Annotated in this window: 22 protein-coding genes; 17 read left to right on the plus strand and 5 right to left on the minus strand. The window is 71.3% G+C overall.

Annotated elements, in window-relative coordinates:
* From ACFTZL_RS15810 to gdhA, 6 genes are all read left to right on the plus strand, one after another.
* A partial coding sequence (locus tag ACFTZL_RS15810) for a carboxyltransferase domain-containing protein (RefSeq protein WP_382582098.1) occupies positions 1-297 on the plus strand: 297 nt, incomplete at its 5' end.
* Positions 294-1334 (plus strand): biotin-dependent carboxyltransferase family protein, encoded by a 1041-nt coding sequence (locus ACFTZL_RS15815; RefSeq protein ID WP_382582101.1) that lies wholly within the window; start codon positions 294-296, stop codon positions 1332-1334. The genes ACFTZL_RS15810 and ACFTZL_RS15815, both read left to right, overlap by 4 nt.
* 53 nt (positions 1335-1387) lie before the next feature.
* Positions 1388-2185: an SDR family oxidoreductase gene (locus ACFTZL_RS15820; RefSeq protein ID WP_382582104.1), complete on the plus strand. Its 798-nt coding sequence runs from the start codon at positions 1388-1390 to the stop codon at positions 2183-2185.
* 24 nt (positions 2186-2209) lie between these two features.
* Positions 2210-3382: a pyridoxal phosphate-dependent aminotransferase gene (locus ACFTZL_RS15825; RefSeq protein WP_382582106.1), complete on the plus strand. Its 1173-nt coding sequence runs from the start codon at positions 2210-2212 to the stop codon at positions 3380-3382.
* Positions 3383-3414: 32 nt separating this feature from the next.
* Positions 3415-4002 (plus strand): TetR/AcrR family transcriptional regulator, encoded by a 588-nt coding sequence (locus tag ACFTZL_RS15830; RefSeq protein ID WP_382582109.1) that lies wholly within the window; start codon positions 3415-3417, stop codon positions 4000-4002.
* A gap of 31 nt (positions 4003-4033) precedes the next feature.
* Complete coding sequence (gene gdhA, locus ACFTZL_RS15835; protein WP_382582112.1) at positions 4034-5380, plus strand: NADP-specific glutamate dehydrogenase; 1347 nt, start codon at positions 4034-4036, stop codon at positions 5378-5380.
* A 14-nt stretch (positions 5381-5394) separates the two neighbouring features.
* Here gdhA and ACFTZL_RS15840 read toward each other — a convergent pair whose 3' ends face one another.
* From ACFTZL_RS15840 to ACFTZL_RS15860, 5 genes are all read right to left on the minus strand, one after another.
* Positions 5395-6192 (minus strand): nitrilase-related carbon-nitrogen hydrolase, encoded by a 798-nt coding sequence (locus tag ACFTZL_RS15840; protein ID WP_382582115.1) that lies wholly within the window; start codon positions 6190-6192, stop codon positions 5395-5397.
* Between the two features lie 66 nt (positions 6193-6258).
* On the minus strand, positions 6259-6855 hold the full coding sequence (locus ACFTZL_RS15845; protein WP_382582117.1) for a TetR/AcrR family transcriptional regulator: 597 nt from the start codon (positions 6853-6855) through the stop codon (positions 6259-6261).
* Positions 6856-6874: 19 nt separating this feature from the next.
* On the minus strand, positions 6875-8938 hold the full coding sequence (locus ACFTZL_RS15850; RefSeq protein ID WP_382582120.1) for a discoidin domain-containing protein: 2064 nt from the start codon (positions 8936-8938) through the stop codon (positions 6875-6877).
* A 222-nt stretch (positions 8939-9160) separates the two neighbouring features.
* Positions 9161-11143 (minus strand): glycosyltransferase family 2 protein, encoded by a 1983-nt coding sequence (locus ACFTZL_RS15855; protein WP_382582123.1) that lies wholly within the window; start codon positions 11141-11143, stop codon positions 9161-9163.
* A gap of 113 nt (positions 11144-11256) precedes the next feature.
* A complete protein-coding gene (locus ACFTZL_RS15860) occupies positions 11257-12162 on the minus strand; it encodes a LysR family transcriptional regulator (protein ID WP_382582126.1) in 906 nt (301 codons plus the stop codon).
* A 136-nt stretch (positions 12163-12298) separates the two neighbouring features.
* On the opposite strand from ACFTZL_RS15860, the gene ACFTZL_RS15865 reads away from it, so the two are divergent.
* From ACFTZL_RS15865 to ACFTZL_RS15915, 11 genes are all read left to right on the plus strand, one after another.
* On the plus strand, positions 12299-12379 hold the full coding sequence (locus ACFTZL_RS15865) for a putative leader peptide (RefSeq protein WP_382582156.1): 81 nt from the start codon (positions 12299-12301) through the stop codon (positions 12377-12379).
* Between the two features lie 200 nt (positions 12380-12579).
* The gene (gene sfnG / locus ACFTZL_RS15870; RefSeq protein ID WP_382582129.1) at positions 12580-13707 is read left to right on the plus strand and encodes a dimethylsulfone monooxygenase SfnG; all 1128 of its coding nucleotides are present in this window, start codon (positions 12580-12582) and stop codon (positions 13705-13707) included.
* A 42-nt stretch (positions 13708-13749) separates the two neighbouring features.
* Entirely contained in the window at positions 13750-14307 is a 558-nt protein-coding gene (gene ssuE / locus ACFTZL_RS15875) for an NADPH-dependent FMN reductase (protein WP_382582132.1), read from the plus strand.
* The gene (locus tag ACFTZL_RS15880; RefSeq protein ID WP_382582135.1) at positions 14304-15491 is read left to right on the plus strand and encodes an SfnB family sulfur acquisition oxidoreductase; all 1188 of its coding nucleotides are present in this window, start codon (positions 14304-14306) and stop codon (positions 15489-15491) included. Before ssuE ends, ACFTZL_RS15880 begins: the two co-directional genes overlap by 4 nt.
* A gap of 56 nt (positions 15492-15547) precedes the next feature.
* Positions 15548-16705 carry an LLM class flavin-dependent oxidoreductase gene (locus tag ACFTZL_RS15885; protein ID WP_382484459.1) on the plus strand — a complete coding sequence of 386 codons (1158 nt, stop codon included), beginning with the start codon at positions 15548-15550 and terminating at the stop codon, positions 16703-16705.
* Positions 16702-17886, plus strand: coding sequence for an SfnB family sulfur acquisition oxidoreductase (locus ACFTZL_RS15890; RefSeq protein ID WP_382582138.1), 1185 nt, complete (start codon positions 16702-16704; stop codon positions 17884-17886). Before ACFTZL_RS15885 ends, ACFTZL_RS15890 begins: the two co-directional genes overlap by 4 nt.
* A 7-nt stretch (positions 17887-17893) precedes the next feature.
* The gene (locus ACFTZL_RS15895) at positions 17894-19069 is read left to right on the plus strand and encodes an acyl-CoA dehydrogenase family protein (RefSeq protein WP_382582141.1); all 1176 of its coding nucleotides are present in this window, start codon (positions 17894-17896) and stop codon (positions 19067-19069) included.
* A 54-nt stretch (positions 19070-19123) separates the two neighbouring features.
* A complete protein-coding gene (locus ACFTZL_RS15900; protein WP_382582143.1) occupies positions 19124-20491 on the plus strand; it encodes an ABC transporter substrate-binding protein in 1368 nt (455 codons plus the stop codon).
* Positions 20488-21366 carry a carbohydrate ABC transporter permease gene (locus tag ACFTZL_RS15905; RefSeq protein ID WP_382582146.1) on the plus strand — a complete coding sequence of 293 codons (879 nt, stop codon included), beginning with the start codon at positions 20488-20490 and terminating at the stop codon, positions 21364-21366. Before ACFTZL_RS15900 ends, ACFTZL_RS15905 begins: the two co-directional genes overlap by 4 nt.
* Positions 21363-22247, plus strand: coding sequence for a carbohydrate ABC transporter permease (locus tag ACFTZL_RS15910; protein ID WP_382582149.1), 885 nt, complete (start codon positions 21363-21365; stop codon positions 22245-22247). Before ACFTZL_RS15905 ends, ACFTZL_RS15910 begins: the two co-directional genes overlap by 4 nt.
* On the plus strand, positions 22244-23629 hold a 1386-nt coding region (locus ACFTZL_RS15915; protein ID WP_382582153.1), incomplete at its 3' end, for an LLM class flavin-dependent oxidoreductase. The genes ACFTZL_RS15910 and ACFTZL_RS15915, both read left to right, overlap by 4 nt.

The following is a 23629-nucleotide window of genomic DNA, read 5'->3' on the forward strand; positions in this document are numbered from 1 at the left end:
GCCCCGATGATGGACGGGCTCAAGGTGCCCCGGCCGGTGCGCCGGCGGGCCGAGCCGCGCACGGACGTCGCCCCCGGCGCCGTCATGATCGCCGGGACCAACGCGATCATCCAGCCGTTCCCCGGCCCGACCGGCTGGCGGGTGGTCGGGCGTACGCCGCACACCATCGTCGACATCTCCCGCCCGGACCCCGTGTCGTTCGGCACCGGCGACGTCGTGCGCTTCGTCCCCGTCACCCGGGACGAGGCCGAGGCGCTGGGCGAGGGCTTTCTGCTGCCGACGGAGGTGGCCGTATGACGACCGTGACGCTCGACTTCACCAGCACCGGATGGATCACCACGTTCCAGGACCTCGGCCGGAGCGGCACGGAACAGCGTGGCGTTCCCACCGGGGGAGCGGCCGACCAGCACTCGGCGGCCGTGGCCAATCTCCTCGTGGGCAACCCCCGCGGCGCGACCCTGCTGGAGAACCTGGGCGGCGAGCTGGCCCTCGTGCCCGACGCCGACGTGCTGCTCGCGGTGACCGGCGCGCCCGCCCAGGTCACCGTCGCGGGCTCGCCGGCGGACGGCTGGTCGCCGCTGGTCGTCCCCGCGGGCCACGAGGTACGGATCCGCGGGGACATGAGCCGCGGGACCCGCACCTATCTGGCGGTGAACGGAACGCTGAGCACCGAAACACTGCTGGGCAGCGCCGCCCCGGACGCCCGGATGGGCTTCGGGCAGGCCGTCGCACCCGGCTCGCGCGTCCTGCTGGAGACGGCGTTCCGGGGATTCAGGCACCGGCCGTTCGAGGCGGAGCTGTTCCGGCTCCCCGTGCCCGTCCCGCGCTTCGACGACGGACCGTGGGTCGTCGACGTCGTCCCCACCCCCGGCATGCGGACGATCGCGGGGATCCGCGAGGTGATCGAGGAGGCGACCTATGTCGTCACACCGCGCTCCAACCACGTCGGGCTCAGGCTCGACGGACCGGTGCTCCACCCGGACACCGACACCGAGATCGTGTCGCACGGCGTGCCCATCGGAGCGCTGCAGATCCCGCACGCGGACGAGCTGATCGTCCTCGGCCGCTACCGGAGCCTGACCGCCGGCTATCCCATCGTCGGGGTCGCCGCACGGGCGTCCCTGCCCCTGCTCGGGCAGGCCGGGCCGGGGCGGGAACTCAGGTTCCGCTGGATCGACCGCGAGACCTCGCTGCGCCGCTTCGCGCACCGCGAGTCCGAGGTCCGCGCGCTCGGACGGGCGGCTGCCGAGGCATTCGGCGCCCTCGGGTTCACCGCGCCCTCGCCCGCATCCACGCCCGGGATCCTGACCCAGCCCTTGCCCCAGACAATTTGAGAATCTATTCTCACATGCAAGGTGAATCTCATATCACCGATGGAGGAGAAACGGTGACGACATCGTCCGGCGCGATCGCGCTCATCACAGGAGCCGGCAGCGGAATGGGGCTCGAGACCGCGCGACTGCTCGCCCGGGACGGCGCCGCCGTGGTCCTGCTCGGCCGCAGACAGGAGGCCCTCGACTCGGTCGCCGCCACGATCCGCGCCGAAGGCGGGACCGCTCTCGCCCTCGCCGTGGACATCACCCGCGCGGACGACGTGACACGCGTCCTCGACCGGGTGCGGAGCGAACTCGGCCCGGTCGACATCCTCGTCAACAACGCGGGCAGCTCCTCGTCGGTGCTCAACCCGCAGTGGCTCCCGCACGACGAGTGGCGCCAGGTCCTCGACGTGAACCTCACCGCGGTGTTCCAGCTCACCCAGGCCGTCCTGCCCGACATGCTCGACCGCGGCGCCGGGACCATCGTCACCGTCTCCTCGCTCGCCGCCGTCAACCCCAACCTGCTCGGCGGCGCCGCCTACGGCGCGGCCAAGGCGGGCGTACGCAACTTCATGACCTTCCTGCACAACACGTTCCGCAACCAGGGCCTGCGCGCGATCACCGTGCTGCCGGGCGAAGCGGACACCCCCATCCTCGACAACCGCGCCCGGCCCCCGGCGCCGGAGGAGCGCGCCGGCATGGTGCAGCCCGAGGACGTGGCCGAGGCCATCCGTCTGGCCGTCGCGCTTCCCCAGCGCGTCGTCCTCCAGGAGATCGTCGTCGCCCCGACCCGCCAGCGCGACGTCTCCGCCGACCTCGAGATCAGCCGCCGGGCGGGCGCCCCCGCCGACGCCGCACCGCAGGCCTGACCACCCCGTTTCCAGGAGGAGCGCATGCCGCCCACCGTCACCACGCAGCCGCCCCTGTCCGGCACCGCCGCCGCCGTCGCCCGGATCGCGGCCGCCTCCCGCCGGACGCAGCAGCCGCAGTCCCGGTCCGACCTCGTCTCCCTCGCGATGGGCGAACCCGACTTCGACACCCCCGAGCGGGTGACCGAGGCGGCCCACGCCGCGCTGCGCGCCGGCCGCACCCACTACTCCCCGCTGCTCGGCGAACCGGCCCTGCGCGAGGCCCTCGCCGCGAAGCTGACCGCCATCGCCGGGACCCCGGCGTCCGCCGCCGACGTCCTGATCACCCAGGGCGGCACCGCCGGGCTGGCCGCGTCGATCCTGTCCCTCGTCGACCCCGGCGACAAGGTCGTCGTCCCCGACCCCACCTACTCCCTCTACGGCGACCTGGTCGCCATGGCCGGCGGCACCGTCGTCCCCGTCCCGCTCGCCCCCGACCTGCACTGGGACCTCGACCGGCTCGCCGACGCCCTCACCGACGCCAAGCTCTTCGTCTTCTGCAACCCCGTCAACCCGACCGGCATCGTGCACAGCCGGGAGGAACTCGAAGCGCTCGCCGCCCTGCTCGACGGCACCCCCACCATCGTCATCTCCGACGAGGCGTACTCCGACCTCGACTACACCGGCCGCCCCTTCACCTCGGCGCTCTCCGTCGACGGCCTGCGCGACCGGACCGTCTACTGCCAGACCTTCTCCAAGAGCTACGCGATGACCGGCTGGCGCGTCGGCTACCTCTGGGGCCCGTCGCCGCTCATCCAGGCGGCCGCACGCATCCACAACACCTTCAACGGCTCCGTCAACACCGTCATCCAGGACGCCGCGCTGGTCGCGGTGGAGAGCTGCGACGACGACGTCGCCCGGATGCGCGCCGCCTACAAGGAGCGCGGCGAGATCATGCGCAGGGAACTGGCCGCGATCCCGGGCCTCACCCTCAGCGCACCGGAAGGGGCCTTCTACCAATTCCCGCGCTACGACATCGATCTGCCGTCCGTGGAGGTCGTGGCCGCGCTGCGCACGCGGCACGGCATCGCGGTCCGGCCCGGGAGCGAGTTCGGAGCGAGGGGTGAGGGGCACCTGAGGCTGTCGTACGCTGCCAGCCCGCAGTCCATCACCGAGGGTGTCCGCCGCCTGGCCGCCGGTCTTTCGGCCCTGCGATGAGCACCGTCCCGTACACGACGAGGAATCGACCCATGCGCAGTGACACCGAGCGCAACCGCAGGCACCTCATCAAGGCAGCCGCGCGACTGTTCGAGAACTCGCCCACGCCCGTCAGCCTCGCCGAGATCGCCAAGCACGCCGAGGTGTCCACCGCGACGGCCTACCGCCACTTCTCCTCCGTCGAGGAGGTGCTGCACGCCTTCCGTGCCCAAGTGGGCTCCGAACTGAAGGACTTCAGCGCCCGGCAGACCACCCGCGGCATGGCGAAACTCGAAGCGGTGTCCCGGCACTGGGTCTCCCTCGTCCTCGAACACGGCGGCGCGATGGCCCAGATGCGCTCGCACCGCGGCTATCTCGAGCGCCTGCGCGAAGGGACCGGCTACCTCACGCCGCAGGCCGAAGCCCTCGCCGAACCGCTGCGGCAGACCACCGAGGAACTCGGCCTCGAGGACCTCGGAGACGAAGCCCTCTACCTGTGGAACGCGCTGTTCGACCCGCGCGACATCCTCGACCTCATCAAGAGCGGCCGCACCGAGGACGAGGCCGCCGGCCGCCTGGTGGCCGCACTGCGCGGCGCCCTGATCGGCTGGGCGGCGGCGGAAGAGCCACAGGCCGACTGACCGGCCGCACCGGAACGGAGACACCGCACGTATGGATGTCAGCGCCCACATCGAGGCCGTCCACGACACCCTCCGCCGACGGGACCCCGGCGAAACGGAGTTCCACCAGGCGGCACACGAAGTCCTGCACGCCATAGGCCCCGTGCTCCGGGCCCACCCGGAGTACGCCGAGGCCCGGATCGTGGAGCGGCTCTGCGAGCCCGAGCGGCAGCTCATGTTCCGGGTCCCGTGGGTGGACGACCAGGGCACCGTGCGGGTCAACCGCGGTTTCAGGGTGGAGTTCAACAGCGCGCTGGGGCCCTACAAGGGAGGCCTGCGCTTCCATCCCAGCGTCAACCTGGGCATCGTCAAGTTCCTCGGCTTCGAGCAGATCTTCAAGAACGCGCTGACCGGCATGGCGATCGGCGGCGGCAAGGGCGGGTCGGACTTCGACCCCAAGGGCCGCTCGGACGGCGAGGTCATGCGCTTCTGCCAGGCGTTCATGACGGAGCTGTACCGCCACCTGGGCGAGCACACGGACGTGCCCGCCGGGGACATCGGGGTGGGCGGCCGCGAGATCGGCTACCTCTTCGGCCAGTACAAGCGGATCACCAACCGCTACGAGGCCGGCGTCCTGACCGGCAAGCCGGTCGGCTGGGGCGGTTCGCACGCCCGCACCGAGGCCACCGGCTACGGCGCGGTGTACTTCGCCCAGGCGATGCTCGCCACCCGCGGCCAGGACTTCGACGGACGCCGGGTCGTGGTCTCCGGCTCGGGAAACGTCGCCGTCTACGCCGCCGAGAAGGTCCACGCCCTGGGCGGGCGCGTGGTGGCCTGCTCCGACTCCTCCGGGTATCTGGTCGACGAGGACGGCCTCGACCTCGACCTGCTCAAGGAGGTCAAGGAGGTGCGCCGGGCCCGGGTCTCCGCCTACGCCGAGGCGAAGCCGACCGCGCGGTTCTCCGCCCGGGGGTCGGTGTACGACGTGCCGTGCGACATCGCCCTGCCGTGCGCGACGCAGAACGAGCTGGGCCGGCAGGACGCCGTCGCGCTGGTGAAGAGCGGCGTGCTCGCCGTGGCCGAGGGCGCGAACATGCCCTGCACGCCCGAGGCGATCGAGGTGTTCCGCGAGGCGCGGATCCTCTTCGCCCCCGGCAAGGCGGCCAACGCGGGCGGGGTAGCGACCTCCGCGCTGGAGATGCAGCAGAACGCCTCGCGCGACAGCTGGACCTTCGAGCGGACGGAGGACCGACTCGCCACCATCATGGGGCAGGTCCATGCCCAGTGCCGAGTCACCGCCGAGACCTACGGCGGCGACCCCGACGACTACGTCCTCGGCGCCAACACCGCGGGCTTCCTCCGCGTCGCCGAGGCGATGACGGCCCAGGGCGTCGTGTAGGCGGGCCGTCGACGTCACCGACCGGCGGCGGACCCCACGGCGAGGACACGATCACGCAGGACGGGGAGTTCGGAGCGGATCCGGGCGACCTCGCCCATGTCGACCTCCACCGTCACCGTCTCCGCCGCGGTGCCGGCCTCGCCCAGGACGGTCCCCCAGGGGTCGACGGCCACGCTGTGCCCGCCCTGCCGCATACCGCCATGGGCACCCGTGGCGCAGCAGGCCAGCAGGAAGACCTGCTCCTCCAGGGCTCTCGTGCGGGTCAGGAGCTGCCAGTGGGCGAGCCGGGCCGCGGGCCAGGCGGCGGGCACCACGATCAGCTCCGCCCCTTCGTCGATCAGGCCCCGGAAGAGCTCGGGGAAGCGCAGGTCGTAGCAGATGGCGAGGCCGATCACACCGAATTCGGTGGGCACGGTGACGATGTCGCCGCCCCCGCCCATCATGGTCGCCTCACCCGTGTCGAAGCCGTACCGGTGGATCTTGCGGTAGCGGCCGCGCAGGTCACCGGCCCGGTCGAAGAGGAGCGCGGTGTTGTAGAGCGTCCCGTCCCCGTCCCGTTCGACGATCGATCCGGCGTGGAGCCAGACCCCGGCCGCACGGGCCGCGGCGGACATGGCCTCGGCGGTGGGACCGTCGACCCCTTCGGCGTCGCGCCCCCAGCCGTCGTACGACCAGGCGCCGGCCGTCCACAGTTCCGGCAGGACCACCAGGTCGTCGCCGGTCCGGCCGCGGACCAGCGAGGCCGCCCTGCGCCGGCGCTCCTCGGCGGAGTCCGTCGCGTCCACGGACAGCTGTATCAGCGAGCCTCGCATGACTGTCACCTCCGGGAGAACCCTTCCCTACGAGCGTAAGGAGCCGGACGTGCATCCCGCCTGTTCTCAGGGCTCGCACACCAGGCCGGCGATGTGCGCGGTGACCGTGTCGAGGATGCCCGACCAGGCGTCGTCGTCGCCGAGCACGAGGTAGTTGAGGGTCAGGCCGTCGGTCATGGCGGCCAGGTAGCGCGCCAGGACGGGGGCGGGCACGCGCAGGCTCAGGCCCCTGGTCTGCCGGAGCTGGTCGATCAGCTCGATGTACGCCTCGGCGTACAGCTCGTACTGGCGCCGCGCCAGATGCTCGAAGCCGGGCTGGCGCAGCGCGTACTGCGTGAGCTCATAGGTGAGCATGTGCTCGTCGGGGTGGGCGCGGACGTGCTCCCAGTACGCCTGGAAGCCCGCCCGGACGGTCTCCTCGAGGCCGGCCCTGGGCCGCAGGGCCTCCTTCACCACCGTCACGTAGTGCCCGGTGATGGTGGTGATGACGGACTCGATCAGCTCCTGCTTGGAGTCGAAGCAGTAGTGGAAGACGCTCAGCGAGACGCCCGCCTCGGCGGCGATGGACCGGGTCGTCGTCCTGGGGACGCCGTCCCGGGCCATCGCCCTGATCGCCGCTTCGGTGAGCTGTCGCCGCCGCTCGGCGGACGGCAACCGTGCCATGGAACCCCTCTCGTGGGTGTCAGCCGCCGTGGACGCCGACCTCGGAGAGGGAGTAGCCCCAGCCGGTGCCGCGCTCCAGCCCCTGGACGCGTACGTACCTGGCCGGTGTGCCGGTGAATCTCGCGGTGTCCAGGCCACCGTCGCCCGCCGTCGTGGACCAGGCGGTCCGCCAGTTCACCCCGTCCGTGGAGAGCTCTACGCGGTACGACTTCGCGTAGGCGCGCTCCCAGTCGAGGGTGACCCGCTCGACGTCCCGTGTGGACCCGAGGTCGAGCTGGTACCACTGGTCGTCGCTCCAGTCGCTCGCCCAGCGGGTGCCGCCGTCGCCGTCGACGGCCCGGTGCGGTTTGTAGCTCGTGAACAGGCTCCACTCCGAGGAACTGGCCGACGCGGTGGAGCCTGCCGCGAGATTGACTCCGGCCTCGTGGCTCTCGGAGGCCCCCCAGGTGTCGAGATAGGACTCGGCGCCGCGGAAGAGATCGTCCACCACGTCCTGGCCGCCGACCCGGCGGATGTCCTCGATCCAGTCCGGGACGAGACCGTAGTGGGCGGCGCCGTCGGTGTTCAGGTCCCAGGTGCGCTCACCGGTGGTCTGCCGGTCGATGACGGAGCCGCCGTCGACGCTCTTGAAGGGGTACGTGACCTTGTTCGGGGCGTCCGCTCCGCGCGGGCCCGGCCAGCCGCCGACGCCGTTCATGTCGGTGCCGTAGCCGTAGCCCACCCCGTACTTGTCGCGCAGGGCCTCGGTGCGCTTCGCCTCCGAGATGAAGCCCTCGGAGCCGTGCATGTACTGGGCGATGAAGCCGCCGAGACCGTAGACCCGCTCGGTCCAGTCCATGTCCATCCAGCTGTGCGAGGAGAGCACGCCGGGGTAGGACTCGGCCTCGAAGATGTCGAGCACCCGGCCGGTGGCCTTGACGCTCATGTGGTCGATCTCCAGCATCATCCCGCGTTTCATCATGCCGCGGGTGGCGTACTCGCCGAGTGCGGTGAGTCCTCTGACGTTGCACTGGGCGTCAGCGCTGTACGAGGGGACCTCCTCGCCCGCCGGGAGCTTCTTCTCGGCCGCGGGCGCCGAGGCGTTGCCGATGGGGTTGTCGTGCTGGGGCCCCTTGCACTGCTCCGTCTTCCAGTAGGTGCCCGTCGACAGGAACTGCCCGACATTGATGGCCGTTCCGAGCGAGCCCGAGTCGAAGCGGACACCGCACAGCGCGTTGTCGAACTTGTGGCACAGGAACATGCTGCGCACACCCAGCGCGTGCAGCTCGTCCAGGCCCTTGTCGATGTCGGCCTTGCTGCACTGTGCGATGTCGAGGATCTGCTTGCAGCCGAACGGCTCGGAGGTCTCTACGCCGAGGACGACCGCCAGCTTGCCCTGTTCGACGACCTCACGGGCCTGCGCGCTGTCGGTGACGATCCGGAAGAAGCCCTTGCCCGGCCCGCCGTAGATCTTGTCGATGTAGGCCTGCATGTCGTACGACAGCTTGGCCTGCAACCGGATGGACGTCATCTCGTCGCAGCCGCGGTCCTTGAAGAAGTACACGGAGCAGATGACGCCGTTGGTGACGAGGTCGTTGACCAGCACCCGCTGGCCGCCGCGCCAGGCCCGCTCCACCCAGGCGTAGTAGTTCTGCTGGTGGGTCAGCGAGTCGTGGGCAGGCCAGTCCTTGAAGGTGGGCCAGCCGTTCGGGTCGTGCTTGCCGTCACCGCCGTTGGTGATGAAGTCGAAGATCGCGAGCGAGCCGTCCGGGTAGTGCTCGGGACAGTCCTTGAGCGCGTCCGCGACACCCTGCTCGGAGAACGGCTTTCCGCAGATCAGACGGCCGCCGAAGGCCTCGTTGGAGAAGATGTGGTCGTGCGCGTCGACGAAGCCGCGCACCTCGCCCCGGTCGTCGGTGCCGGTGAAGGGCTCCCCCGTGACGTTGACCCCGGAGTCCGGCGCGGGCCGCGCGGTCGGGTTCCACCAGTCGGTTCCGGCCGCCGAACTCGGTGTGGGACCGAGCGCGATGGAGAGCACGAGCAGGAGGAGCGACACAACGGTGATGTTTTTGCGTCTGCGGTACGGGCGTCCGGCACTGGTCACAGCCCACGTCCCTTGGTCGGCGGGATGGCGGGGTCGACGTATCGGGCCGTCCTGGGCCCCTGAGGGCCGGGGAGCGACAGCCCGATTGTCATGACCTCGCCCATGGTGCGACGAGGATGACCACTACCGCCTTACGAGTCAAGAGTCCGGGACAGATGACCTGCTGACAGGGCATCAGGTCGGGGGGTCAGGTCGATGCCACGGGTGAGACCCGGATCCGCTTCAACCGAGCCGTCGGCGAAGTGCCGCCGTCAGTCCGACCGGTGCCACGCGCAGCACCATGGCCCCCTTCGAGCCGCGGGGGAGTGGCTTGGCGTAGTAGGGGCGGCCGAGCCGGGTGGCGCGGAACCAGCGGGTGCCGGTCAGTCCCTTCAGGGGCGGGACGGGAATCCGGCTGTCCGGCTCGTCCGTACGGAGGGTCAGCGTCCAGCGTCCTGGAGACAGTTTCCTGACCGGAAGGCGGGCGGTGAAGCCGGTGCCGCCGCCGTCCGGTGCGTACCGCAGGGGCACCTCTCGCACCGAGCCCGAGTCGCCTTCGGCGCGCAGGGCCGTGGGCCTGGGGCGGCCCGCTGCTTCATCGGTCAGGCGTCCGCTGACGACGAGCGTGCCGGGCGCGGACGTGTCCCAGGCGATCCCGGTCACCTGGCAGACCGGCTCGTCGTCGGTCCGCCGGATGTCCAGGGAGAAGTTCCCGTACGGAGTGAAGAACGGACGCGCGGTGGTGGCCACGACCTCGCGCCGCGGCGGGGCGGTCCTCTGGCCGTTCGCGTCGGTCCCGGCCTGCCGGAGCCTGACGGTCCGGCTGACTCCGTTGGCCCGCACGTCCAGGTGGAGGTCCCACACCCCGGTGCCGAGCGGTGCGCCCGAGTCGACGGTGCTCAGATCCACCTCGACGAGGAAGCCGGTGGCCTGGTCGTCGGGCTGGTGGGAGGCGGTTCGGACGGTCACGGGCACCCGGATGTCCGGGTGCGGGAAGCCACGCGGGCGCAGGATCAGCCGGGTGGTGGGCTCGAGGGCGCCCAGGGACTCGATACGGGCATGGCCGGCGAGCCGGAGCACACCGCCGCCGCCCGTCCATGCCGCTTCGGCCAGTTCATGACGGACCGGGAGCCGGTCCGTGGCGTCGAAGCAGGCGTCCGGGACCGCCTTCACCGGGTCCCGGAAGAAGGGGTGGCACCAGTAGACGCGGCCCTTGTCGACGACGTTGCCGCGCGCCGCGTCCTCCTTGGCGTGCCGGGCCACGGTGAGGAGGTCCTCGTACCGGTCCGCGCGCAGGAGGTGGACGATGAGCCGGTCCGGCGGGGCGAGCTGCTGGAAGACACCTTCGGTCACATGGCTCAGTGCCCACTGCCGGAACTGCGGATAGAAGCGCTCCCGGGCCTGCTGTTCGCTCTCCTTGGGCAGCAGGCCCCGCAAGGGCCCGCACAGCTCCCACTCCACATGGCGGCGCATGATCTGGTCCCGGCGCGGGCCGGGTTCCAGATAGCGGGCGACCGTCTCGAAGCACAGCCGGGTGCCGTCCATGCGGTGGACCAGGTCGGCGGCGGTGAGGGTGAGATTGTTGCCGTTCTGGCGGTTGCGTGAGTAGTAGCAGTCGTAGTCGGCCACCACGGAGATGCCGTCGGCGTTGAGGAAGGCCGCGGCGGTGAACGGCTTGTCCTCGCAGTTGCGGTAGGGCGGGAACCTCAGGTCCAGCCGCTCGATCAGCGAGCGCCGGAACAGCTTCCAGCAGCCCAGGGTGCGGTAGGCGGCGGAGGAGAAGACATCGGTCCGGGGCTGGTTGTGCGAGAAGACGGCCGTCGGTACGGCACGTCCGCCCACGGACACCATCTTGCCGAGGACCACGTCGGTGCGGTTCTCGTCCGCCATCGCGACCATGCGGCGCAGGGCGTCCGGGCCCAGGTAGTCGTCGGAGTCGAGGAAGAAGACGTAGTCACCGCCGGCCATGTCCAGACCGGTGTTGCGCGGGCCTCCGGCTCCTCCGCTGTTGGGCTGGTGCACGACGCGCAGGCTGGAACAGGAGCGGGCGAGCCGGTCCAGCTCGCCCGCGGTGCCGTCGGTCGAGCCGTCGTCGACCGCGATGATCTCGATCTTGTCCAGGCCGAGCGTCTGCTCCATGGCGGAGCTGACGCACTTCGTCAGTTCCGGCATGGAGTTGTACGCGGGGATGATCACGCTGACGCGGGGCGGATTCGCACGGAGCATGATGACTCCAATCTCCTTGGAGCTTCCGGCGCGCCCCGGCCCGGCCGCCCCGCGAGAGGCGTCCCCCTACGCCGACGGAGTGTGTGAACCACCCGTTCGGGTCAGGGCGGACTTCACGACTCCCGGTGCGCGTCCGCGTTGCGTACGAACAGCGCGTGCAGATCACGCACGGCCCGGGGGACCGAGACGGCATGGCGGCGCTGCAGCACCAGCAGCACATCGGTCTCGTCCCCCGCCAGCGGCCGTACGGTGAGGGTGCCCCGCCGCTCCAGGGGATCGCCGAGGACGCTGAAGTCGGGCAGCACCGTCGCCCCCAGCCCTTCGGCGACCATCAGCTTGCCCATCTCGGCGCCGTCGGTGGAGTACGAGAAGGACGGTGTCCGGCCGCGCAGCAGCCGGTGGACGTAGCGGTGCATGACATAGCCGGACCGCATCACGATGAGGGGCTCGGCGAGAAGGCTGTCCACATCCACCGTCTCCAGGGCCGCCAGCGGGCTGTCCGGGCGTACGCACACGACCGGCCGCCCGCGCAGCAGCTCGGTCGTCTCGAAGCCGGGCGGCATGTCGTCGCCGTGGAGATAGTTCACCAGCCCCAAGTCGAAGGCGCCCTCCAGCAGCCCGCGGTGGATGTCGGCCTGCTGCGCGCCGACCACCTCGACCTGGGTGGCCGGGTGCGCTGAGCGGAACTCACGCACGGTCGGGATGAGCAGCGGAACGGTGGCCGTGTTGACCGTGCCGAGCCGCACCATGCGGCTGATGCGGTGCTGGTCGCCGGCCGCGCCGCGCAGCCGGTCCACCGCGTCCAGCACCGTCATGATGTGCGGCAGCAGCTCCCGGCCCTCGTCGCTGACCTTCGCCCCCGACCGCTTGCGCTCCAGCAGGTCCACACCGAGCTCCCGCTCCAGGTTGCGCACGGTCTCGCTCAACGCGGGCTGGGACAGATGGAGTTCCTCGGCGGCACGCCGCAGCGAACCGAACCGGGTGACGGCGGCGATGTATTCCAGCTGTTCTATACGCACGACAGGAGACTGCGTCCCCCGCGAGCCCGGTTCAAGGGAATCCCTGTCACAACCTCGTGAATACCGACTCTCACCATGTGGAATCACCACCGGGTCTTCTTGACCGGCCGGACCCACGCTTGGTTGGATCGTTGACATGAAGCGACAGGACCTCACGCAGCGACGCTACGTCGATCTCGCGCGTGTCTCCAGCTCCTGCTGTCGCAGCCGCGTCTGAGCGCAGCGCACGGAGGGAAACCCTCCCACTCGCTTTCTGCGCCCTCTCCGTTCCTGAATTCCGGTCCCGGACGTTCTCCGTCGTGCTGACGGCTTTCCCGGGACCGCTGCTCCAGCGCGCCTGAATTCCCCTTGCGAGCACGTTCCCGTGCCGACGTCTGTGTGTTTCGCGCGCCATTCCGCTCTCCCCAGGAGTCCCCCATGCCCGTACCGCCCGCAGCCGACCCCGTCCGTTTCGCCTACTGGGTGCCGAACGTCAGCGGCGGCCTGGTCACCAGCACCGTCGAGCAGCGCACCGACTGGGGCTACGACTACAACCGCGAACTGGCCGTCCTCGCCGAGAACAACGGTTTCGACTACGCGCTCAGCCAGGTCCGCTACATGGCCAGCTACGGTGCCGAGAACCAGCACGAGTCGACCAGCTTCAGCCTCGCCCTGCTGCTCGCCACCCAGCGGCTGAAGGTCATCGCCGCTGTCCACCCCGGCCTCTGGCACCCGGGCGTCCTCGCCAAGCTCGGCGCGACCGCCGACCACCTGTCGAACGGCCGCTTCGCCGTCAACGTCGTCAGCGGCTGGTTCAAGGGCGAGTTCACCGCGCTGGGCGAGCCGTGGCTTGAGCACGACGAGCGCTACCGGCGCGCGGAGGAGTTCATCACCGCCCTGCGCACCATCTGGACCGAGGACCACGCCGAACTCGCCGGTGACTTCTACCGGGTGCGCGACTTCTCCCTCAAGCCCAAGCCGCTGAACACCCCCGAGCGCCCGCACCCGGAGATCTTCCAGGGCGGCAACTCCTCGGCCGCCCGCGCCATGGCCGGCCGGGTCTCCGACTGGTACTTCAGCAACGGCAAGGACTTCGAGGGCGTCACCGAGCAGATCAACGACGTACGCGCCTCCGCCGCCGAGGCGGGCCGCACGCCCCCGAAGTTCGGGCTCAACGGCTTCCTCATCGCCCGAGACACCGAGGCCGAGGCCCGCGAGCAGCTCCGCGAGATCGTCGCCCACGCCGACACCGAGGCCGTGCACGGCTTCCGCGACGCCGTCCAGCAGGCCGGGCAGTCCACCGCCGACGGCAAGGGCATGTGGCAGGACTCCAGCTTCGAGGACCTCGTCCAGTACAACGACGGCTTCCGCACGGGCCTCATCGGCACACCCGAGCAGATCGCCGAACGGATCGTCGCCTACAAGCGGCTCGGCGTCGACCTCTTCCTCCTCGGCTTCCTGCACTACCACGAGGAGGTCGAGTACTTCGGCAAGCGGGTGCTGCCCCTCGTGCGCGAACTGGAGGCACAGGAGCCCGACTTCGAGCCCGCCGCAGCCCACGCCTGATCCTCACCCGCCCGAGTACAGCCACGAAGGGAAGACCCCCGCATGGCCACCATCGTCTCCGTGTCCGGCAGCCCCTCCGCCACCTCCCGCACCCAGCGACTGCTGCGCCACCTCGACGCCCGGCTCACCGCCCAGGGGCACGAGGTGATCCCGCTGGACGTCCGGAACGTCCCCGCCGAGGCGCTCCTCGGGGCGGACTTCCGGCACCCCGAGATCGTCCGGGCCACCGCCCTGGTCGAGCAGGCGGACGGAGTGGTGGTCGGCACCCCCGTCTACAAGGCCGCCTACTCCGGACTGCTGAAGTCCCTGCTGGACCTGCTCCCGCAGTACGCACTGGCCGGCAAGACGGTCCTGCCGCTCGCCACCGGCGGCTCCACCGCCCACGTCCTGGCCATCGACTACGCCCTGCGTCCGGTGCTGAGCTCCATGGGCGCCGCGCACATCGTCCCGGGCTGGTTCACCCTCGACAAGGACATCACCGTGAGCGACGACGGCTCCCTGACCGTCGCGCCCGGCTCGGCCGAGGCCCTGGCCCAGGTCACGGACCAGTTCTCCACCGCGCTGGGCGGCCGTACGACCGTACTGGCGGCCACCGGATGAGCACGGCCCATGTGATCGCCGACGACGCCGAGGCCCTGGCCGTCGCCGCCGACCTGGCCGCGGACTTCCGCAAGGACGCCGCCGAACGGGACGTACGGCGCAGGCTCCCGCACGCGGAGCTGGAAAGGCTGTCCGCCTCCGGTCTGCCGGCCGTGAGCGTCCCGGCCGAGTTCGGCGGCGCGGACGTCCGTACCGAGACGCTCGCCGAGATCTTCCGGCTGCTGGCATCCGCCGACGCCAGTCTCGCCCAGATCCCGCAGAGCCACTTCGTCTACGTCAACGTGCTGCGCCGCCAGGGCACGCACGCCCAGCAGGAGTTCTTCTTCGGCGAGGTGCTGCGGGGCAGGCGGTTCGGCAACGCCCAGTCCGAGGCGGGCACCAAGCATGTGCAGGACATCCGCACCAGGCTCGCGCGACGCCCGGACGGTTCGTACGTCCTCGACGGCGTCAAGCACTACTCCACGGGCGCGCTGTTCGCCCACTGGATCCCCGTCCTGGCCCGAGCCGACGACGACACCCTGCACGTGGCGTACGTGCCGAGCGACGCCCCCGGCCTGACGGTCGTCGACGACTGGGACGGCATGGGGCAGCGCACCACCGCCAGCGGAACGGTCCGCCTGGAGCGGGTGCCCGTCCCGGCCGACCGGGTCCTGCCCCACCACCTCACCTTCCAGGGGCCCCAACTCCACGGCGCCGTGGCCCAGTTGCTGCACGCCGCCATCGACGCGGGGATCGCCTCCGGGGCGCTGGCGGAGGCCGTGGAGTTCGTCCGTACGAAGAGCCGGCCCTGGTTCGAGAGCGGGCTGGAGACGGCCGCGGAGGATCCGCTGCTGATCCAGCGGTTCGGTGAACTCTCGATCCGCCTCCGGGCGGCGGAGGCCCTGCTGCGGGAGGCCGCCCGGGCGGTCGACGCCGCGCGGGAGGACCTGACCGACGACTCGGCCGCCGAGGCCTCGATCGCGGTGGCCACCGCCAAGGTGACCGCCGCGGAGACCGCCGTCGAGATCGGCAGCGCCCTCTTCGAGGTCGCCGGCACCCGCGCGGCGCTCGACTCCCTGGGCCTGCACCGCCACTGGCGCGACGCCCGCACCCACACCCTGCACGACCCGGCCCGCTGGAAGGTCCAGCACATCGGCCGCTACGTACTCAACGGCACCCGGCCGCCCCGGCACGGCCTGCTCTGACCACCCTCCTTCCCCCCCTCCTCACCCTCCCCACTTCTCGCGATCGGAGATCTCTCGTGTCCCTCACCTTCCACTGGTTCCTGCCCACGAACGGCGACAGCCGGCATGTCGTCGGCGGCGGCCACGGCACCCCGGCCACCGCCTCCGGCCGGGACCGGCCGCCGACGGTCGCCTACCTGAGCCAGATCGCCCGCGCCGCCGAGGACCTCGGCTTCGTCGGCGCCCTGACCCCCACCGGCGCCTGGTGCGAGGACGCGTGGCTGACCACGGCGATGGTCAGCCAGAACACCGAGCGGCTGAAGTTCCTGGTCGCCTTCCGGCCCGGCTTCGTCTCGCCCACGCTCGCCGCGCAGATGGCCTCCACCTTCCAGCGGCAGAGCGGCGGACGGCTGCTGCTCAACGTCGTCACCGGCGGCGAGAGTCACGAGCAGCGCGCCTACGGCGACTTCCTCGACAAGGACGCGCGCTACCGCCGTACCGGCGAGTTCCTGCAGATCGTGCGCGAGCTGTGGGAGGGCAAGACCGTCGATCTGCACGGCGAGCACCTCCAGGTGGCGGACGCGACGCTGGCCCGTGTGCCCGACCCGGTCCCCGAGGTCTACTTCGGCGGCTCCTCGCCGATCGCCGGAGAGATCGCCGCGCGGCACGTGGACGTGTACCTCACCTGGGGCGAACCGCCCGCGCAGGTCGCCGAGAAGATCGCCTGGATCAGGAAGCTGGCGGCCGAGCAGGGCCGCACCGTCCGGTTCGGCATCCGGCTGCACGTCATCACCCGCGACAGCTCCGAGCAGGCCTGGGCGGAGGCCAACCGGCTGCTGGACGGCTTCGACCCGGAGACCGTGGCGTCCGTGCAGGCCGGGCTGGCCCGCAGCGAGTCGGCCGGGCAGCAGCGCATGCTCGCCCTGCACGGCGGCGGCAACCGGGACGGCCTGGAGATCCACCCCAACCTGTGGGCCGGCATCGGCCTGGTGCGCGGCGGGGCGGGCACGGCCCTGGTCGGCAGCCACGACGAGGTCGCCGAACGCATCAAGGAGTACGCGGCCCTCGGCATCGAGGAGTTCGTCCTGTCCGGCTACCCCCACCTGGAGGAGGCCTACTGGTTCGGCGAGGGCGTCCTGCCGAGGCTCGAGGCACAGGGCCTGTGGCAGCACCCCTTCCCGCGTGTCGCGGCCTCCGCCCAGGTCCCCTTCGCGGGTGCGGGAAACCCACGATGACGCATGTGATCGCCGACGACGCCGAGGCGGTCGCCGTCGCGGCCCGACTGGCCGCCGAGTTCGCCCGCGACGCCGCCCTGCGCGACGCGGAACGCATCCTGCCGCGCGCCGAACTCGACCGGCTCTCCGCCTCCGGGCTGCTGGGCATCACCGTGCCCCGCTCCCACGGTGGTGCCGAGGTCGGCGCCCGCACCCTCGGCGAGGTCGTCCGGCTGCTGTCCGCGGCCGACGCCAGCATCGGCCAGATCCCGCAGAACCACTTCCTCTTCGTCGAGGTGCTGAAGGAGAACGGCACGGCCGGGCAGCGCGACCTGTTCTACGCCGAACTGCTGGCGGGACGCAGGTTCGGCAACGCCCTCGCCGAGAAGGGCACCCGGCACGCGCTGGAGTTCTCCACCCGCCTCAAGCCCCGCCCCGACGGCTCGTACACCCTGACCGGCACCAAGAACTACTCCACCGGCGCCCTGTTCGCCCACTGGATCCCGGTCTTCGCACTCGCCCCGGACGACAGCCTCACCGCGGCCTTCGTCCCGCACGACGCCCCCGGCGTCACCGTGGTCGACGACTGGGACGGCATCGGGCAGCGCGGCACCGCCAGCGGCACCGTACGGTTCGAGGACGTGCACGTGCCCGCCGACCGGGTGGTGCCCCACCACCTCACCTTCGAGCGGCCCGAGGTCTTCGGCGCCTTCGGCCAGTTCATCCACGCGGCCGTCGACACCGGCATCGCCCGCGCGGCCCTGGAGGAGGGCGGCGAGCTGATCCGGGACATCGCCCGGCCGTGGGGCGAGTCGGGCGCCGACCGGGCGAACGAAGAACCGCTGGTGATCCAGAGATTCGGGGAGCTGGCCCTGGTCGTGCGCGCCGCCGAGGCCCTCCTCGACCGGGCCGGAGCCGCCCTCGACGCCGCCCGTGGTGCCCCTGAGGACGCCGACCTCGCGGCGGAGGCCTCCGTCGCCGTGGCCGCCGCCCGCGCCCAGGCCGACACCGCCGCGCTGACCGTGTCCAACGACGTCTTCGCCCTCATCGGCACCCGGTCCGTGACCGGCGGCCGCGGCCTGGACCGCCACTGGCGCAACGCCCGCACCCACACCCTGCACGACCCGCGCCGCTGGAAGATCCAGCACCTCGGCAACCACGCCCTGAACGGGGTCGCCCCGCCCGCCAACGGAATCGTCTGAGGACCCCATGCCCACCACCGACTGGATCGCCACCGCCCGTGCCGTGGCCGCCGACCTCGCCCAGGACGCCGCCCAGCGCGACAAGGACAACAAGCCGCCCTTCGAGGAGGCCGAACGGCTGCGCGCGGCCGGGCTGCTCACGCTGCTCGTCCCCGCCGAGTACGGCGGCGGGGGAGCGGACTGGCGCACCGCCTATGCCGTCATCCGCGAGATCGCCGCCGGGGACGGCTCGATCGGCCAACTCCTCGGCTATCACTACCTGCTGTCCTGGAACCCGCGCTTCTTCGGTGAGCCCGCCACCGTCGAGCGGCTGGAGCGCGCGGCGGCCGAGGGGCAGTGGCTGTGGGGCGGGGCGTTCAACCCCAGGGACCCGGACGTCACCCTGACCCCCGACGGCGAGGGCTTCCGGCTCGACGGGCGCAAGAGCTTCGCCACCGGCGCCCGCGTGGCCGACCGGCTCGTCGTCGGCGCCACCCGCACGGACACCGGCGAACCCGTGGTCGCCTTCGTCGACCCGGCCCACCCCGGAGTCGTACGCCACGACGACTGGGACAACTTCGGGCAGCGGCTCTCGGCCAGCGGCAGCGTGGAGTTCCACGCCGTTCCGGTGGCGGCGGACGACATCATCGGGTCCCTCTCCGAGGAGGCGGACACCCTCTCCCCGTTCGCCACCCTGGTCACCCCCGCGATCCAGCTCGTCTTCGTCCACTTCTACCTGGGCATCGCCGAGGGCGCGCTCGCCGCGGCCGCCGACTACACCCGCGACACCACCCGCCCCTGGCTGCTGTCGGGCGTCGACTCCGCCACCCAGGACCCCTACACACTGGCCACCTACGGCGAACTCGCCGTGTCCGCACGCTCGGTGCGGCTCCTCGCCGACCACGCCGCCGAAGCCATCCAGCGCGGCCTCGACCGCGGCCGGGACCTCAGCGCCGAGGAGCGCGGCGAGATCGCCGTCACCGTCGCCGCCGCCAAGGTCGCCTCGACCAAGGCCGCCCTCGACATCACCGCCCGGATCCTCGAGGTCACCGGCGCGAGGTCGACGGCGTCCGCGCACGGCTTCGACCGGTTCTGGCGCAACGTGCGCACCCACACCCTGCACGACCCCGTCGCCTACAAGCTCCGCGAGGTCGGCGACCACTTCCTGAACGGCGCCCACGCGCCTTTCACCCTCTACACCTAAGAAATCTCTCTACGTGAGAACTCTTGCGTAAGAAGAAGCCAGGAGAACCACCGCATGACCCCGACCCCGCGCCTCCCGCGCTCCCCGCTCTCCCGCAGACACCTGCTGCGCGCCGCCGGCGGTGCCGCCGCCCTCGCCGCGGCCGGCCCGCTCCTGACCGCCTGCGGCTCCTCCGAGGCCGCCGTGCTCGACCCGACCGCCAAGCCCGACCTCGACGGGGTCACCCTCAAGATCCTGGCCAACCAGCCGAACGCCCTGTCGTTCAAGTACCTGAGCAAGCCCTTCGAGGAGGCCACCGGCGCCAAGCTGTCGGTGACACCCGTGCCGTACGACAAGCTGACGGCGAAGGCCGTGCTCGACGTGCAGTCCGGGGCGGGCCAGTTCGACGTCTTCATGTACTGGTACGCGGCCGTCGGGACCCTCGCCGAGGGCGGAGTCATCGAGGACCTCACCGCGTACATCAAGGCGCACAAGGACATCGACGAGAGCGACTTCCTGCCCTCCCTGTACGACACCTACACCCGCTACGACGGCAAGCGCTGGGGCCTGCCCTACGACGGCGACACCCACATCCTCTTCTACAACACCGAGATCTTCGAACGGCACAAGGTCGAGGCGCCCCGCACCTGGGACGAGTACAACGACGTCGCCGCGAAGATAACCAAGGACGCCAAGGGCAAGTACTACGGCACCATCATCGAGGCCCAGCAGGTCCCGGTGATCCTCGGCTGCGCCTTCGCCAACCGCCTCGCCGGATACGGCGGTTCGTTCCTCGACGCGTCGGGCGCGCCCACCCTCGACACCCCGGCGGCGATCGAGGCCGCGCAGGTGCTGTTCGACGCCGCGCCCAGCGCACTGCCCACCCCGCTGCAGATCGGCTTCGACCAGGCGCTGCCCGCCTTCCTCGACGGCAAGGGCGCCATGCTCGACTTCTGGACCGACTTCGCCAAGCGCGCCCAGGACCCGGGGCAGTCCAAGGTCGTCGACAAGTGGGCCGTCACCACGCTCCCGGTCGGTGGCGACAACACCAAGCCCCGAACCTCGCTGGACGCGGGCTTCGGACTGGCGGTGTCCACGGCGTCGAAGCAGAAGGAGGCCGCCGCCGCCTTCATCAAGTGGGCCACCGCCGCACAGCAGAACCTCCTCGTGCTCGCCCGGCCCGACGCGGGCGCCGACCCGATCCGCACCAGCACCCTCAGCTCCTCGGCGTTCCGCAAGAACTCGCCCGACTCCTACGAGGTCGTCCGCACCGGCCTCGCCGGCGATCCCCTGCCGTGGCCGACCGTGCCCAAGGCCCCCGACCTGCTCCAGACCCTCGTGGACGAACTCGCGCTCGGCCTGCAGGGCAAGCAGAGCGCGAAGACCGCTCTGGGGAACGCGCAGCGCGCCTGGGCCAAGGAACTCGAGGGAGCGTCCGGATGACAGCCAGGCCGGCCGCCCGGGTCCCGGGGGCGCTCGCCGCGCCGTCCGTGGTCTTCCTCGCGGTCTTCGCCGCCTACCCGCTCGTCTACGTCATCGGCCTGGCCTTCACCGACTCCACGCTTGCCCGGCCCCTGCAACGCTGGACCGGGTTCGACAACTTCCGTACCGCGCTGGAGAGCCAGTCGTTCACGGGCTCACTGTGGCGGTCGGCGCTCTTCGCGGTGCTCGCCGCCGCTGTGCAGTTGGTGCTGGGCACCGCCCTCGCGCTCCTGCTGCGCGCCCGGGCGGCCCGCCCGGGCCTGCTGGGCACGCTCCTGCTGCTGCCTTTGGTCACCCCGCCTGTCATGGTCGGCGTGGCGTGGAAGCTGCTGCTGGCCCCGGTGGGCGGCGCCCTCAACGGCGTCCTGCACGCGCTGGGACTGCCCGGAGTGAATCCGCTCGGCAGCAGTACGGGGGCCTTCACCACCCTCGTCGTCATCGACAGCTGGCAGTGGACACCGTTCGTGATGCTGCTGGTGTACGCCGCGCTCCTCGGCGTACCGGACGAGCTGCGCGAGGCCGCCGCCCTCGACGGCGCCGGCCGCTCGCGCACCCTCCGCTCGATCGTCCTGCCGTACATCGAACCGACCCTGTTGTCGGTCCTGCTGCTCAAACTCGTGATCGGCTTCAAGGTCTTCGACATCGTCTACGTCGTGACGTCCGGAGGCCCGGGCTTCTCCACCACCACGAGCACGTACGACATCCAGCGCACCGCGCTGCAGGAGTTCGACGTCGGCGGCGCCGCGGCCGCGACCGTGCTGTTCTCCCTGCTCATCGGCCTGGTCACGAGCCTGGTGGCGATCCGCCGCAAGCGGTACGAGGAGGTGGCGGTATGACCACGCTCGAAGCCGTACGGGAAGAGGCGGCGGCCGAGCCCGTGACCAAGAGGCCCTCGCGCCGCCCCGCACGGCGCCGCCGCCCCACCGGACTCACCGCGCTGCTCACGGTCATCGCCCTGCTCATGGCCGTACCGCTGCTCTACGTCGCCTCCCTCTCCGTCCGCTCCCGCGACGACGTCCTCAACGGCGGACTGCTGCCCTCCCACCTGTTCTGGCGGAACTGGCCCGACACCTTCCGGGCCGTCGACGTCGGCCACTACATCGTCAACTCCTGGACGGTCGCGGCCGGTTCCGTCCTGCTCACGCTGCTGATCGCCGTACCGGGCGCGTACTTCACCGCGCGGGCCGGACGCCGTGGGGGCAGGCTCGCGACCCTGGTCCTGTCCAGCTACTGCGCGCCGCCCGTCGTGGCCGTCCTCCCGCTGTTCTACCTGCTGCGGAACCTGGAGCTGAACAACACCGTCACCGGGCTCGCCCTCGTGGACGGGCTGGCGAACGTGCCGGTGGCGATCTGGCTGCTGGACGGCTTCGTACGGAAGGTGCCGAAGGAGATCGAGGAGGCCGCCTGGCTCGACGGGCTCGGACCCTGGGCGAGCCTGCGGCGCGTCGTCCTGCCGCTCATCGCGCCGGGTGTCGCGGCCGCCGCGCTGATCTGCTTCTTCCTCAGCTACAACGAGTTCCTCTTCGCCCTCAGCTTCGCCCAGGACAGCAGTGCGCAGACCCTGCCCGTGCTGCTCTCCCTCTTCCAGGGCGACAAGAACGTCGAGTTCGGCCAGCAGGCCGTCGTCTCCCTCATCGGCATCGCGCCCGTCTACGTCCTGGCCGTGGCCGCCCAGCGCCGGCTCGTCGCCGGCCTGTCCTCCGGAGCCCTGAAATGACCCGCCGCATCCATCTGAACGCCTTCGACATGGCCTGCGTCGGCCACCAGTCGCCCGGCCTGTGGCGGCACCCCGACGACCAGGCGCACCGCTACACCGACCTCGCCTACTGGACCGATCTGGCGCGGCTGCTGGAGCGCGGCGGCTTCGACTCGCTCTTCATCGCCGACGTGCTCGGCGCGTACGACGTCTACCAGGGCTCGCGCGACGCCGCCGTCCGCCAGGGCGCGCAGATCCCGCTGTCCGACCCGCTGCCCGCCGTCTCCGCCATGGCAGCGGTGACCGAGCGCCTCGGCTTCGGCGTGACCGTCTCCCTCACCTACGAGCAGCCGTACAAGCTCGCCCGCACCCTCACCACCCTCGACCATCTGACCAAGGGCCGGATCGCGTGGAACGTCGTCACCTCCTACCTGGAGAGCGCCGCCCGCAACCTGGGGCTCGGCGAACAGGTCGGGCACGACGACCGCTACGAGGTCGCCGAGGAGTTCCTGGAGGTCTGCTACAAGCTGTGGGAGTACTCCTGGGACGACGACGCGGTCGTCCGGGACCGGGAACGGGGCGTCTTCACCGACCCCGACCGCATCCGGGACATCGCCCACAAGGGCCGCCACTTCACCGTGCCCGGCGTGTTCCTGTCCGAGCCGTCGCCGCAGCGCACCCCGGTCGTCTTCCAGGCCGGCGCCTCCCCCCGCGGCCGGGCCTTCGCCGCCCGGCACGGCGAGGGCGTCTTCATCAACGCCGTCACCCCGCAGGCGACCCGCCGCGTCGTCGACGACATCCGGGCCAAGGCCGCAGCCGAGGGCCGCGACCCGTACAGCGTCAAGATCTTCATCCTGCTCACCGCGATCACCGCCCCCACCGACGAGGAGGCCCGGGCCAAGTACGCCGACCTGATCTCCTACGCCTCCTACGAGGGAGCCCTCGCCCTCTACGGCGGCTGGAGCGGCCTCGACCTGTCCGAACTCGCGCCGGACCAGCCTCTGGAGTACGTCGACACCGAAGCCGTGCGCTCCGCGCTCGCGATCTTCTCCACCGCCGATCCTTCCCGTCGCTGGACTCCCGACCAGGTGGCCCGCTACCTGGGCATCGGGGGTATCGGGCCGGTGGTGGTGGGCTCCCCGGCCACGGTCGCCGATGAGCTGGAACGCTGGGTGGAGGAGGCGGACATCGACGGGTTCAACCTCGCCTACGCCGTGACTCCCGGCACCTTCACCGACTTCGTCGACCTGGTCGTGCCCGAGCTGCGCGAACGCGACCGGCTCCCGGACGCGCCCACCGGCAGCACGCTGCGCGAACGCCTGCACGGCCCGGGCGGCGGACCTCGTGTCCGGGCCGACCATCCGGCGGCCGAGTACCGCGAACTGGCCGCCCAGGAGCGGAAG

It is taken from the genome of Streptomyces sp. NPDC056948 (assembly GCF_042674225.1).
Lineage (GTDB): Bacteria > Actinomycetota > Actinomycetes > Streptomycetales > Streptomycetaceae > Streptomyces > Streptomyces purpurascens.

Bases quoted from the DNA above. Each gene is read 5' to 3' on its own strand.
- ACFTZL_RS15815 (WP_382582101.1), top strand. From the start codon at position 294: ATGACGACCGTGACGCTCGACTTCACCAGCACCGGATGGATCACCACG.
- ACFTZL_RS15825 (WP_382582106.1), top strand. From the start codon at position 2,210: ATGCCGCCCACCGTCACCACGCAGCCGCCCCTGTCCGGCACCGCCGCC.
- ACFTZL_RS15830 (WP_382582109.1), top strand. From the start codon at position 3,415: ATGCGCAGTGACACCGAGCGCAACCGCAGGCACCTCATCAAGGCAGCC.
- gdhA (WP_382582112.1), top strand. From the start codon at position 4,034: ATGGATGTCAGCGCCCACATCGAGGCCGTCCACGACACCCTCCGCCGA.
- ACFTZL_RS15840 (WP_382582115.1), bottom strand. From the start codon at position 6,192: ATGCGAGGCTCGCTGATACAGCTGTCCGTGGACGCGACGGACTCCGCC.
- ACFTZL_RS15845 (WP_382582117.1), bottom strand. From the start codon at position 6,855: ATGGCACGGTTGCCGTCCGCCGAGCGGCGGCGACAGCTCACCGAAGCG.
- ACFTZL_RS15855 (WP_382582123.1), bottom strand. From the start codon at position 11,143: ATGCTCCGTGCGAATCCGCCCCGCGTCAGCGTGATCATCCCCGCGTAC.
- ACFTZL_RS15865 (WP_382582156.1), top strand. From the start codon at position 12,299: ATGAAGCGACAGGACCTCACGCAGCGACGCTACGTCGATCTCGCGCGT.
- sfnG (WP_382582129.1), top strand. From the start codon at position 12,580: ATGCCCGTACCGCCCGCAGCCGACCCCGTCCGTTTCGCCTACTGGGTG.
- ssuE (WP_382582132.1), top strand. From the start codon at position 13,750: ATGGCCACCATCGTCTCCGTGTCCGGCAGCCCCTCCGCCACCTCCCGC.
- ACFTZL_RS15880 (WP_382582135.1), top strand. From the start codon at position 14,304: ATGAGCACGGCCCATGTGATCGCCGACGACGCCGAGGCCCTGGCCGTC.
- ACFTZL_RS15890 (WP_382582138.1), top strand. From the start codon at position 16,702: ATGACGCATGTGATCGCCGACGACGCCGAGGCGGTCGCCGTCGCGGCC.
- ACFTZL_RS15895 (WP_382582141.1), top strand. From the start codon at position 17,894: ATGCCCACCACCGACTGGATCGCCACCGCCCGTGCCGTGGCCGCCGAC.
- ACFTZL_RS15900 (WP_382582143.1), top strand. From the start codon at position 19,124: ATGACCCCGACCCCGCGCCTCCCGCGCTCCCCGCTCTCCCGCAGACAC.
- ACFTZL_RS15905 (WP_382582146.1), top strand. From the start codon at position 20,488: ATGACAGCCAGGCCGGCCGCCCGGGTCCCGGGGGCGCTCGCCGCGCCG.
- ACFTZL_RS15910 (WP_382582149.1), top strand. From the start codon at position 21,363: ATGACCACGCTCGAAGCCGTACGGGAAGAGGCGGCGGCCGAGCCCGTG.